This window comes from Nesterenkonia alkaliphila (genome assembly GCF_009758175.1).
GTDB lineage: Bacteria > Actinomycetota > Actinomycetes > Actinomycetales > Micrococcaceae > Nesterenkonia > Nesterenkonia alkaliphila.
The window spans coordinates 1-12727 of the sequence record NZ_WRPM01000099.1; the positions used below are offsets into that span (position 1 = coordinate 1).

Below are 12727 nucleotides of genomic sequence, written 5' to 3' on the forward strand. Positions count from 1 at the left end.
GAGACGGGCTAGAGCTTGCTGGTTATCAGCCGTGACTTTCAGTGCCTCATCTGAGACCAGTGAGAGTCTCATGCTGTAGCGGTGTCGGGCGAGTGGACGGGGGCTTATTGCTTCGATTGCTCCCTGGTGAAGAGGGCCCAACAAGTTGTTGAGTGGGAAGTAGAGGCTTGCTACGTTTTTGGGGCAGCTGCGTCGAGAATCTGGGAAGCACTCGTCAAGGATATGCCTCGGCACATCGACACCCTGACCTTGGGTAGGATACATGTTGACGCCAATTTGGGGATGGGCGTTCAGCTCAATAATGGCGTAGTTGCCTTCCACTTGACCCGCGTGGTCGTTGAAGAGAATATCTACCCCTGCGCAATAGAGATCAGGTATTGCCTGTGTTGCTTTCACCGCGGCTTGCCGGAGCTCGCGCGGCAGGTTCCAAGTAACATCTATGACGTCGCCACCGGCGCTTGCATTAGCTGCGCTACGTAACTGAAGGTACTCACCTCGGGCCGGCACGCTGGAAAGAGTATGACCCTGACGTCTCAAGTAGTCCTCTACTTCACGGTCATGCTTGATGAGCCCTTTCGAAAGGAACGGGTTCTTTCGGCGAAGAGCATTTTTGCGTTCCACCAGTGTTTCTACGGTGCTCTCCCCATCTCCGAGTATGTTGGCTGGAACCCGCTTGCATGCAGCGACCACGCGCGAACTATAGACCAATACTCGATAGTCCTCGCCGACTATATGTGATTCCATGACGATAGGCGCAGGTCCATCCATTTCAATGAGGTCGCGGTAGCGGTCCTCCAGCATCTGCTCGTCAGAGATTCCGGAGAATACTCCATGACCCATACTTCCTTTTAGAGGTTTGATGACAACCGGATACCCGATGCCCCGTGCTCGTTCCTTCAGTACAGAGAGTGTGTCTTGTGAAGGTTCGATGATGGCGGACTCGGGAACTGGGATTCCTGCGGCGCGCAGTTTTGCATTTGTTTTGAACTTATTATTCGCGACCCTGACAGCGTCCCACGTAGTCATATGTGGCCGGGAACGGATGAAAGTAACGGCGTTACCTGAGTCATCTTGAATCCGATACTTACGCAACTCTGGATCCAGGAACGTCACCTGCAATCCGCGCCTCCAAGCTTCGAGTGCAATGGTGTAGCTGGTGAGCTTTCCGCCGAAACCGTCCTTCACCACCTCCGGCTGGAAATGCTCGGGCCACTCTGCCTCCATAAGGACCTCCTGCTGACCTGGGGCTCCGATGATGCAAACTTGGCACACTCTACGCCTTATTCGTGAGAACACTCTCATTATGGTGAGTCAGCCTTCCCAGAACCAGGTGTAGCCCAGAAAGTCTACGGCCAATGATCAGGAACGCGATGCACTGTGAGCGAGTGCGCACTCCGAATCAGTATTCCAGCGCTGAGCTTTTCACAGGCTTGGGGCGTGCTCCGCTGACCACGGTCTTACTGGATCGGGATTGTCTGGCTTATGGCCTTTCCGTCTTCAGGACATCAGCACAGACGTTGATAGTCGTGGACGCTCAGGGAAACCAGATGGGTTTCAGCAAGGCGGGCTCGGTGATCAACTCCAGGCCGGCAGCCCCGCTGACCCAGGACAAGCACTCCACCCGTCTGATTCTCCAGGATCAGGACGTTCCGGTGCCAAAAGGAATGCGTTTCACCCCACAGGATCTGGAAGCTGCGGTTGACTACGCCTCGGAGGAACTGGGTTACCCGGTGGTGGTCAAACCTCTGCACGGAACCCAAGGCAAGGGTGTGCTCACCGGGATAGGTGATGAATCCGAGCTGAGGTGGGCATTCGGCGAGCTCAGCGGTGACACGGCACAGGACGAAATCGTCGTTGAGGAACAGATCGAAGGGGAGGCCTACAGGATTATTGTGGTCAATGGCCGGGCAGTGTCGGCGCTCATCAGCCGTCGTTGTGCGGTGACCGGTAACGGTTCTCAGACTGTACGTCAACTCGTGGAGGAGCGGCAGCAGGTGCGCCGCGGCAACCCTCATCTGATGAGCCGCCCCATCCACGTCGACGAACGACTGGAACATCTGCTGCAGCGGCAGCACACCGCCCTCGACAGCGTCCTGGAAGCGGGTCGCACCGTGCACGTCACCTACGGGTCGAACACCAGTCAAGGCGGAGAGCCCGAGCAGGTACTCGAGAAGCTGCATCCCTCGATATTGGAAGCCAGTGCCCGCGCCGTGGAGGCCATTCCCGGTCTTGGCTTCGCCGGGGTCGACTTCATCATCCCTGCTCCAGACCGTCCGCTGACTGAACAGCGTGCCGGTATCTGTGAGATCAACTCAGTGCCGGCAGTAGACTCCCACGAATACCCCCTCTACGGCGCTCCAGTCACCGTCGCCCAGGAGCTGGTGAGGACCTCGGCCGAACATGCTGGAGTCAGCCTGAGCAGCTACCGCACCACCGTAGCGCTAAAGGTCACGATTGACTGCCCCGGCGCCCGAAAAGAGTTCAAGGATTGGCTGGCCGCACGGGCTGAGCAGATGGGCCTGAAAGTCAGTTTCCGTCTCCTCAGCCTCAGAACCGTTCACGGAAAGGTCAACGGACCTGCGGAGGAAGCAGCCGCATGGCTCGCCCATGCCTTCCAAAACCCGCATCAGGTGACGCCACGCAGTCTGGAGGTCCACCATGTCTAAACCGTCCGCGCCCCTGCACTCACCGGACTCCCTCACCGCTGCGGAATACGACTCCTGGTGCCTGCGGGCAGAACTCCTGGCCCGGCAGATGTCTATAGCGAACTACCCGGGAGACGTGGTCTTCACCATTGAGCCCGCGGCTACCAGACTGGCCTTCACCCAAATAGGCTCCTACGGGGTGACCTATGCAGGCATGGGATTGGACAAGACGTCCCCGAAGACCTGGAAGCTGCTCAAGCACGCGGGGCTGCCGGTACCGCACTACAAGGTTTTCAGCAGGGATAAGGGCCATGAGGCACAGGGCTTCGCACAGAAGCATGGTTACCCAGTGGTGGTCGCAGGCGTTTCGGGTGCCTCGCGCCGCACCGCTGCAGACAAGGATGAGCTCACTGAGGCACTGCACACACTGCGGAGCAAGTCCCGGGGCCAGCTCCTGGTCAATGCCTCGGTCAATGGACCGGCCCTGAGGTTGCTGGTGCATCAGGACCAGGTGGTGGCGATCAGCCAGAGCCGGAGCAGGGCCTATCGTTTGGATGAGGTCTCCGAATCACTGAAGAACTTTGCTGTTGCGGCGGTGCGGGCCATCCCCGGCATCGATACAGCGGGAGTCACCATCGTGGCTCCGAGCCCGGAGGAGCCGCGGGCCGAGAAGAACGCCGTACTGGAACGTGTCATGCACCACCCGCACCTTCGGGACTACGTCGGAAGATCAGATGAGGCTGCGCTGGCGCTGGCCGGAGAACTGATCCTGGCGGAGGCCCGTAGGATCGGCGCAGCCCTGCCTGAGCCCGCCCCACGGGGGAACTATGAGATCAGGCTCTGCTCAGTTCCATCCCCAGCCAGCTTCGCAGCAAAGCTCAGCGAGCTCATCGGAGCATTTGGCAGCGTTCACGTGCACAGTGGTCCCGAGCAGAAGGAGAAAGGGTTGTACGTGCAGCTGGAAGCTGCTTCTGCTGATGCGGCCCTGATCATCACCCAGGCGCTGGGCGGCCTTCCAGGCGGGGGTTCCGCTCACGCGGTCACCGTCCGGCTGATGGATTAGACTCGATCGGTCAGCTTTTCGGTTCGAAACAAGAGGAGATCCTGAGATGGCGGAGGCGCCACTGGTGGGGATTCTGGGCGGGATGGGACCGGCAGCGACAGTGGACTTCTACTCCAAGCTCATCGCTGCCACTCCTGCCTCCACGGATCAGGAGCATCTACGGGTGATGATCTGGGCCGATCCTTCTGTGCCGGACCGTTCCCGGGCTATTACGGGCGGGGGAGAAGACCCCACCCCGCAGTTGGTCGCCGGTGCTCAGCAGCTGAAGGACGCCGGGGCTGCCTTCTACGTGGTGACTTGCAACGGGGCCCACGCGTTCCTGCCCCGGGTCCGTGAGCAGGTGGACCTGGAGTACCTATCCATCGTCGAGGTCACTGCCGAGCACCTGTCTGCCTTGCCCTATGTCTCATCCGCTGGGCTGTTGGCCACCGACGCCACTCTGACTGCTGGGCTGTATCAGGAGAGCCTGGCGGCGTCGAACATCACCCCGGTGCTGCCGGACGCAGCGGGGCAGCACGCGGTGATGGAAGCGATTTACGCAGTGAAGGCCGGCAGCCTCACCGCCGAGCAGGAGCGCGCTCTGGTGGAGGTCGCGGAGACACTAGTGGACGCTGGAGCTGATGTGATTGTGGCAGCCTGCACTGAGATTCCGCTGGCGCTCTCAGCTGAGGAGTCGCCACGCCCCCTCGTCGATCCCTCGATCCTGCTGGCCAACCAGGTGGTCCAGAAGGCCGCCTCCCTGGCGAGTTGAACTGTGGATAGCCATAGGATCCCACCTGAGCTGAAGGTACTGATTGCCTCGGCATTCATCATCGCCATTGGGTTTGGCATTGTCGCCCCGATCCTGCCGCAGTACGCCTCTGATTTCGGGGTCTCTGCTTTCGCTGTCTCGGCTGTGGTGTCAGCGTTCGGGCTTTTCCGCCTGCTCTTCGCACCAGCGTCCGGGAAGCTGACCCACATACTGGGGGAGACCCCGGTGTATGTCATCGGCCTGCTGATCGTAGCCGCCTCGATGATTGCCACCGCATTCGCACCGAACTTTGAGCTTCTGCTGCTCTTCCGCGCGCTAGGAGGTATCGGCTCCACGTTCTTCACAGTCTCCGCGATGACGTTTCTGGCGCGTAAGTCGCCTCCCCAGATACGAGGACGAGTCTCCGGGGCGTACGCTTCAGCCTTCCTGATCGGGAACGTGGCAGGGCCACTGCTAGGATCCAGTCTTCTGCTGCTCGGACAGCGAGCGCCGTTCCTGGTCTACGGTGTCGCCCTGATCATCGCCGCTGCCCTAGTGTTTTTCATGCTGCGGAAATCCCGGTTGGAAGATCTGAACAACAAGGTCACACTCCAACGCGCCACTTTGGCTGAAGCCTGGCAAAGGCCCAGCTACCGGGCAGCGCTGACTTCCGGATTCACCAATGGGTGGGCTACGTTCGGCGTGCGCAATTCGATCGTTCCGCTGTTTGCGGCCTCTGCGTTTGTCGGCGGGGGACTCATCATCGACTCTAGTCAGTTGGCTGGAGTGGCACTGGCGACATTTGCAGCGGGAAATGTTGTTACAGTGCTCACCCTGGCCAAGCGGTCTGACCAGTGGGGACGGCGACCCCCCATCATGGTGGGTTTGACGATAGCCGCAGTCTCCACCGGTCTGCTGGGCCTGGCCCCAGAGCCGTGGGTGCTGCTGGTGCTGAGCCTGATAGCAGGTGCCGGAACTGGACTCATTGTCCCGGCCCAGCAGGCGGCCGTGGCCGACATTGTGGGCGAGGGGCGCAATGGGGGGCCGGTGGTTTCGACATTCCAAATGACCCAGGACCTCGGCGGGATCCTGGGCCCGCTTCTTGCCGGCTTCCTCGTAGACCATTTGAGCTATGCTTGGGCGTTCGGGATCACCGGTCTAGTCATGCTTGTAGGCGCAGCAGCTTGGACAGCCGCGCCAGAAACGCTGCCCCCAAGAAGACCTGAACCCCCAGACACTGAGGACTAGGAAGCCCTGGAATCACGGTTCCCCAGGTTGGAGACTGGCCCGGGGGACCTGTCACTATCTGAGTTGTTTGTCCCTGAACCAGCGCCAGCGGCGGCGAAGAATGCGGAGGTTGCGCCGAACTTCTGCACGGACCTTCTGCTGTGCGGTGAGTTCAGAGTCGGAAGTGTCCGTGGGCTTGCTTTCAGGAAACATGCTTGCCACCAGAATTTCTGCCACATCTCTGCTCTGGCCTACCCACGGGAAATGGTGACCGGTCATCATGGGAGTGCTGTTGACTTCCAGCACATAGGGTTCTGAGCCTTGGCCCTCCCGGGGTAGCAGCATATCGATGCCGGCCAAGCGGAGCCCGGGAATCGCCCGCGCGACGTTCTCAGCCAACTCGACCTCCTCCGGACTCAGGTCATCTGTGGCGTCAACGCCGTCGCCGCCGCTGTGCACATTCGAGTTGGGTCTCAGCCACACCTGACGGCCCTGTTCAGGGACAACATCCAGGTTCAGCTGTTGCTTTCCCAGCTCCCGTGTCACGACCTCGTCGACTGGTATCTGGTAGTGCACGGGATTCTGGGACTCTGTGCGCAGTCGATTTTTCTCCTCAATCAACTCCGAGACTGTAGAGGCACCATCCCCTATGACATTGGCAGGCACCCGGCGGGCTACGGCTGCGACCTTGCCGTACACCAACAGCACCCGGTGCTCCACACCGGGGATGAAGCGCTCCACCAACACATCATCGGAGATCGCTGATACTGCTGTGAAGGCTTCTTCAAACTCGGCGAACTCAGTGATTCCGACATGTACCGAGCTGCCCATGCCCTCGTTCGGCGGCTTGACCACCACGGGTGTCTTCTGAGCGGCCCACGCCCAGGCTTCAAGGACCTGATGATGCTGGAAGGCCACGTTCTCCGGCGCTCTCACCCCATAGTTGAGAAGCAAGCGACTGGTGACGTCCTTATAGCGTGTGCAGCGGCTGGCGAGCACGCTGTTCAGATTTGATCGCGCTCCATCAAACCAGACGCGTCGCTTACCCACCTGCATGCTCAGCCGCCGCTTGGCATCTGGCGCTACCGGGATGCCCCTGGCCATCGCCCGGTTTGCCAGCAAGGCACTGGTTAACCCGCCCTTGATGTCATTCTTGACCAAATATTGATGTGTATCTGACAGAGAAGCAGGTACTTGTTCAGTGTTGGTTTGGCGCAAATCGATAACCTCTCAGCCAGGCATTCAACGACAGCGTCATAAACTACGCGTGGTAGCTGGTGGTCAGTTGGGCAAATGATGGCTGTTAGCTGACGGTCCTAAGTGGGAGAACGCGTTGGGTCAGGAAAGTCCCGGACCCACCTGGATCCGGGACTCCTGCGACATCCGTCAGTTACGAATATCTGGAAGCACTATCTCACCATGGGCTGCTCCGCAGAGGGCATGATGTAGGCCTCCGCCTGGTGGGCAGCGGAGTCGATGCCCTCCTCCTCGACCTGCTCGTCCACCCGGAACCCGATGGTCTTGTGGATGGCCATCCCGATGAGATACGTGGCACCGAAGGCAAAGACCAGAGTCACCACACAGGCCACCACCTGAGCGATCAGCAGCTCGGCGCCGCCGCCCACCAGCAGGCCAGTGCGGCCCTCACCGTAGATGTCCTCGTAGCCGAAGAGGCCGATCGCAATGGTGCCCCACAGGCCGGCCACAAAGTGCAGGCCGACCACGTCCAGAGTGTCGTCATATTTGCCGTACTTGAAGTCCACAGCGAAGCAGCAGATCGCACCGGAGACAGCACCCAGGAGGATCGCGCCGATCGGCTGCACGTGAGCCACAGCCGGGGTGATAGCCACCAGACCGGCCACGATGCCGGAGGCCGCCCCCACCGGGCTGGGCTTCTTGCCGCGGGCCCACTCGGTGAGCAGCCAGGCCGTCAGCGCAGCGGCCGGAGCCAGCATAGTGTTCAGCCAGTTCAGGGAGATCTCGTCAGTGCTGCCGGCCTCACCGAGGTTGAAGCCGAACCAGCCGAACCACAGGATCGAGGCACCCAGCAGCACCAGCGGCACGTTGTGCGCCTTGGTGGGGGCGAAGTTCGAGCGCGGGCCGATCACCAGCACCAACGCCAGCGCAGCCAGGCCGGCGCACATATGCACCACCAGGCCGCCGGCGAAGTCCACGGCCTCGCCCACGGCGTCACCGATCAGACCGCCTTCCACCAGGAGGCCACCGTCGCCCCAGACCCAGTGGGCCAACGGGGCGTAGACCAGGGTCAGCCAGATCGGCACAAAGATCATCCAGGCGGAGAACTTGGCGCGGTCAGCGATAGCACCGGAGATCAGTGCCGTGGTGATGATGGCGAAAGTGCCGCCGAAGCCCACCCACACCAGCCCATCGCCGGCCTCCTCGAAAGAGGTGAAAGCGGCAAAGTTGTCAGTCGGGTTGCCGAACAGCCCGCCGATCGAGCTGCCGAAGGAGATCGCATCGCCCCACAGGGTCCAGGTGATCGCCACCAAGCCCATAGCCGCGAAGCTCATCATCATCATGTTGACGGCGGATTTGGTCTGCGACAGACCGCCGTAGAAAAGTGCCAGACCAGGGGTCATGAACAGCACAAAGGCGCCGGCCACGACTACCCAGATAACTTCTGCTTCCATCAGTGTCCCTCCAGAAAACATCTCTACTCACCAGTGACCCTCACCGGTGCGAGCTGGGTTCCATCGTTCACCTGACGTGTTTCACCACGGCGGCCCTTATGTTTCCGTTCAGTTAAATCTCTCCGGCGAAAACGTATTTAAACCACGACGCCGCCCCACTGAACTCCCGGAAACCCGGGTGAGTGGGGCAGCGTCGTACTGGTTATTGAGAGCTGGGTCACTCCTCCAGGAGCGCGTCCACGAACTGCTCTGTGTCAAAGGGAGCCAAGTCATCGGGACCCTCGCCGAGCCCGATGAGCTTCACCGGAACTCCCAGCTGCTTCTGGATGGCCACCACAATCCCGCCGCGGGCGGTGCCGTCCAGCTTGGTCAGCACGATCCCGGTGACATTCACGACTTCGGAGAAGACCTTGGCCTGGCTCAGTCCGTTCTGCCCCGTGGTGGCATCGAGCACTAGGAGCACCTCGTCCACCTGGGACTTCTTCTCAATGACTCGCTTAACCTTGCCCAGCTGATCCATCAGGTTGGCCTTGTTCTGCAGCCGTCCGGCGGTATCCACCATCACCACATCGGACTCCAGCTCGATGGCCTTCTCCACAGCGTCAAAGGCTACTGAGGCAGGATCAGCGCCCTCCTTCTCCGAGGAGACAGTGGGCACGCCCACCCGGGAGCCCCAGGTGGTCAGCTGTTCGGCGGCTGCGGCGCGGAAGGTGTCGGCGGCACCGAGGATCACATCCTTGTCCTCGGCAACCATCACCCGGGCCAGCTTGCCCACAGTGGTGGTCTTACCCACCCCGTTGACACCCACCACCAGCACTACGGATGGCCGGCCGGGATTCTTCACGTTGAGGCTTCGGTCGAATGCCGGGTCCACCAGTTTGATCAGCTCCTCACGGAGCATAGCCTTGACCCGCTCAGGATCCTTAGAGCCCTCCACAGTGACCCGCTGGCGCAGAGTCTCCACCAGCTCAAAAGTGGGCTCGGCGCCCAGGTCCGCGGAGAGCAGCGTCTCCTCAATCTCATCCCAGACATCATCATCGATCTCGTCGCGGCTCAGCAGAGCCAGCAGAGACTTGCTGAAGATGTTGTTGGACTTCACCAACCGGGCGCGCAGCCGGGCCAACCGGGTCTCCGGGGCCTCCGGCTTCTCCAGAGTGTCAACGGTGACATCCGGGGCCTGCGTGTCGAGATCCGCGGGGGTGCCCTCCGGCCGGTCCGTGACCAGCGTGGCGCCGCCGGGCTCATCCGGGGCACCGGGGGGCAGGTCATCGGCGTCCCGGTCAGCCGGGAACTCCCGGCGCGGCTTCCCAGCGGTCAGCGGGCGTCCCTTGACCAGGAACAGGCCCAGCAGACCCACCAGCACGGCGGCTAGAACAATGAAGGTGATAAAGACTGAAGTTTCCATTACCCAAGATTGTCCCACAGCGGCCGCGCGCGAGGGTGAGTGGGGAGAGCGTGAGCGGGGAACCGCCGGTTCAGCGCCTGAAGCGGCGCCGGATGTTGCTCAGTGCGTTCCGGGCCTGCTGGGCGGCGGGGGAGACCCGCTCGCCCATCCGGTGGATCAGGCTGGAATTGGTCTCCTGGGCCAGCACCTGCAGTTTGTCATGGGCTGACTCCGCAGACTCCGCGGCAGCGGTGATACCGGCCTCAAGCTCCTCGATGCGTGCGTTCTGCGCCGCGATCCGGGCATCCCGCTCGGCCAACTGGGTGGCGTGGTGCTCCCTGGCATCGCGCAGCTGCTGCTCCAGCTCAGCCTGCTTGTTCTCATGTTCCTTCAGCGTTCCGGACATACCCTCCAACAGACCGATGAGCTCCTGCAGCTCCGCCGCCGAGGGTGCAGCCTCCACCACCGATTCAGCCTGCTTGACCCGCTCCTCCAGGGCGGCATAGTCCACCTCGCGGACCTGCTCCAGGCGCTCATAGACACTGCGCAGCTCAGCAACCAGATCCTGCTGGTGGCCCAGCAGTGCGGTCACCACCTGCTGGGCGTTCTCCCCGATATCGGTGGGCGGCTCGATCTGCTGATCCTCCTCATCAAGCAGATCCTCGAACTCAGGGTCAGCCAGCGGAAAGCTCTCCGCCTCCTGGGCACTTGCTGCGGTGGCGGCGTCGTTCTCAGGAGCCTGCTGGGGGTCCTTATGCTCGGTCATGACTCGATCCTACTTCCGGCCCAGCAGGATGTCGTCGAAACTGCGTTTGTGCCAGGGCGCTGGCTGCGGCTCCGCTGCACTCACCACGGGGTTCTTCCCGGTGGCCGGCCTGCTCACCGGCCGGGCAGCGGCCAACCGGGCCCGGGTCTCGCGTTCGGCAATGGTATCGGCAACCTGCTTCGGCAGTGCAGCCTGACCGATATGGGCCGGCACCTGGAGGGTGCGCATGTCGCCCTCAGTGAGTGCGCGCAGCCCGGCTGCGGGGAAGTTCAGCAGCTGCTCCACAAACTCGGCGCGCTGGCCGAAGGAGGCGCTGCGGGCCCGGTGCGCGGCGGAGACCGCGATCGGAGAGGTCCGGCTGCGCACCAGCTCCGGCAGCTGCGGGTGTGAGGCCAGTGCCCGCCCAGCGGCACGGTGAGCAGATTCCGCCGCACGCAGGTACCCCAGATGGGCCCCCAGGGCAGACTGGATCACCTGTGCGTCAAGATTTTGGCTCACGTTGTTACTCTAGGGGTTTGACAGTTCACCGCGCGGCCCGAGGCTTCAAGCTCGGGCTGAACGGGGTACGACGACGCCACCTACAGTCTCGTAAGGAAACGCACCAGACGTGTTCAACTCGCTCTCTGATCGCCTCACCGCGACGTTCAAGAACCTCCGCGGCAAGGGAAAGCTCACCGAGGCCGATATTGACGGCACCGCCCGGGAGATCCGGCGGGCCCTGCTGGACGCCGATGTGGCGGTCCCGGTGGTCCGCGAGTTCATCGCCCGGATCAAAGCCCGTGCCCTGGGCTCGGAGGTCTCCCAGGCGCTGAACCCCGGCCAGCAGGTGGTCAAGATCGTCAACGAGGAGCTGGTCGGCATCCTCGGCGGTCAGACCCGCACCCTGGAGTTCGCCAAGCAGCCTCCCACCATCATCATGTTGGCAGGTCTGCAGGGTGCCGGTAAGACCACTCTGGCCGGCAAGCTGGCCGCTCATCTGAAGAACCAGGGCCACACCCCGGTGCTGGTGGCCTGCGATCTGCAGCGGCCCAATGCGGTCAAGCAGCTGCAGGTCGGCGGTGAGCGCGCCGGTGTCCCGGTCTACGCCCCGCATCCGGGCGTCAGCTCCGAGGCCGAGGTTCCCACCGGCAACCCGGTGACGGTGGCACGAGACGGGGTGGCCCACGCCAAGGAGAAGCTGCACGATGTGGTGATCATCGACACCGCCGGCCGGCTCGGCGTGGACCAGGAGCTGATGACCCAGGCCGCGGATATCAAGGCTGCTGTGGGCGCCCACGAGACCCTCTTCGTCATTGACGCGATGATCGGTCAGGACGCGGTCAACACCGCACAGGCCTTCAACGAGGGCGTGGACTTCACCGGCGTGGTGCTCACCAAGCTCGACGGCGACGCCCGCGGCGGCGCAGCCCTCTCAGTGGCCTCGGTCACCGGCAAACCCGTGATGTATGCCTCCACCGGCGAGGGTCTGAAGGACTTTGAGGTCTTCCACCCTGACCGGATGGCCCGCCGCATCCTGGACATGGGCGATATCCTCTCGCTGATCGAGCAGGCCGAGGCCAACTGGGACCGCGCCGAGGCCGAGAAGATGGCCAAGAAGTTCGCCGACCAGGAGGACTTCACCCTGGAGGACTTCAGGGCCCAGATGCAGCAGATCAAGAAGATGGGCTCCATGAAGAAGCTGCTGGGCATGATGCCCGGCGCGGCCGGGATGCGCCAGCAGCTCGAGCAGTTCGACGACTCCCAGCTGGACCGGGTGGAGGCCATCATCAACTCGATGACCCCCCATGAGCGCAACGCCCCCAAGATCATCAACGGCTCCCGCCGGGCCCGCATCGCCAAGGGTTCCGGAGTCCATGTCTCTGAGGTCAACCAACTGCTGGAGCGGTTCGGCCAGGCTGCCAAGATGATGAAGAAGATGGCCTCCGGCGGGGGGATGCCCGGAATGCCGGGAATGCCCGGCGGCGCTATGCCGGGGATGCCCGGTGCAGGCGGCCACGGCGGAAAGAAGAAGGCCAAGGGCAAGGGAAAGAAGCAGAAGGGCAAGTCCGGCAACCCCGCCAAGGCAGCTCAGCAGGCCCGCGAGGCCGAGCTGCAGCGCAGCCAGAAACGGATGGACGGATCCAGCTTCGGTGCAGGGAAGAACGACTTCAACCCGGAGGAGCTCAACCTCCCCAGCGGTTTCGAGAAATACCTGAAGTAGTAGTAGAGTAGGCAGGTACTTTGCTCAGGTTCGGCGAGCACCCTCTACCCTCGCCGGCCTG

The 12727-nt window shown here is 62.2% G+C and carries 10 protein-coding genes and 1 pseudogene; 5 read left to right on the plus strand and 6 right to left on the minus strand.

The window, feature by feature from the left end; all coding sequences use genetic code 11:
- A pseudogene (locus GNZ21_RS14060) lies at positions 1 to 1224 on the minus strand (ATP-grasp domain-containing protein); the annotation flags it as partial.
- Positions 1225 to 1547: 323 nt separating this feature from the next.
- Here GNZ21_RS14060 and GNZ21_RS14065 point away from each other — a divergent pair.
- From GNZ21_RS14065 to GNZ21_RS14080, 4 genes are read left to right on the plus strand one after another with little or no spacing between them, the layout of a single operon-like run.
- On the plus strand, positions 1548 to 2666 hold the full coding sequence (locus tag GNZ21_RS14065; protein WP_157325439.1) for an ATP-grasp domain-containing protein: 1119 nt from the start codon (positions 1548 to 1550) through the stop codon (positions 2664 to 2666).
- Positions 2659 to 3708, plus strand: a complete 1050-nt coding sequence (locus GNZ21_RS14070) for an ATP-grasp domain-containing protein (RefSeq protein ID WP_157325441.1) — start codon at positions 2659 to 2661, stop codon at positions 3706 to 3708. Before GNZ21_RS14065 ends, GNZ21_RS14070 begins: the two co-directional genes overlap by 8 nt.
- Before the next feature lie 46 nt (positions 3709 to 3754).
- A complete protein-coding gene (gene cuyB / locus GNZ21_RS14075) occupies positions 3755 to 4459 on the plus strand; it encodes a cysteate racemase (protein WP_157325443.1) in 705 nt (234 codons plus the stop codon).
- A gap of 3 nt (positions 4460 to 4462) precedes the next feature.
- On the plus strand, positions 4463 to 5686 hold the full coding sequence (locus tag GNZ21_RS14080) for an MFS transporter (protein WP_188503668.1): 1224 nt from the start codon (positions 4463 to 4465) through the stop codon (positions 5684 to 5686).
- A gap of 54 nt (positions 5687 to 5740) precedes the next feature.
- Here GNZ21_RS14080 and GNZ21_RS14085 read toward each other — a convergent pair whose 3' ends face one another.
- From GNZ21_RS14085 to GNZ21_RS14105, 5 genes are all read right to left on the minus strand, one after another.
- Positions 5741 to 6883: an ATP-grasp domain-containing protein gene (locus GNZ21_RS14085; RefSeq protein ID WP_157325445.1), complete on the minus strand. Its 1143-nt coding sequence runs from the start codon at positions 6881 to 6883 to the stop codon at positions 5741 to 5743.
- Positions 6884 to 7074: 191 nt separating this feature from the next.
- Positions 7075 to 8316, minus strand: coding sequence for an ammonium transporter (locus GNZ21_RS14090; protein ID WP_157325447.1), 1242 nt, complete (start codon positions 8314 to 8316; stop codon positions 7075 to 7077).
- Between the two features lie 217 nt (positions 8317 to 8533).
- Entirely contained in the window at positions 8534 to 9721 is a 1188-nt protein-coding gene (gene ftsY, locus GNZ21_RS14095) for a signal recognition particle-docking protein FtsY (RefSeq protein ID WP_157325448.1), read from the minus strand.
- A gap of 70 nt (positions 9722 to 9791) precedes the next feature.
- Positions 9792 to 10466 (minus strand): hypothetical protein, encoded by a 675-nt coding sequence (locus GNZ21_RS14100; RefSeq protein ID WP_157325449.1) that lies wholly within the window; start codon positions 10464 to 10466, stop codon positions 9792 to 9794.
- Between the two features lie 9 nt (positions 10467 to 10475).
- On the minus strand, positions 10476 to 10964 hold the full coding sequence (locus GNZ21_RS14105) for a hypothetical protein (protein WP_157325450.1): 489 nt from the start codon (positions 10962 to 10964) through the stop codon (positions 10476 to 10478).
- A gap of 109 nt (positions 10965 to 11073) precedes the next feature.
- On the opposite strand from GNZ21_RS14105, the gene ffh reads away from it, so the two are divergent.
- A complete protein-coding gene (ffh, locus tag GNZ21_RS14110) occupies positions 11074 to 12666 on the plus strand; it encodes a signal recognition particle protein (RefSeq protein WP_188503667.1) in 1593 nt (530 codons plus the stop codon).
- The last annotated feature ends 61 nt before the right edge of the window (positions 12667 to 12727 follow it).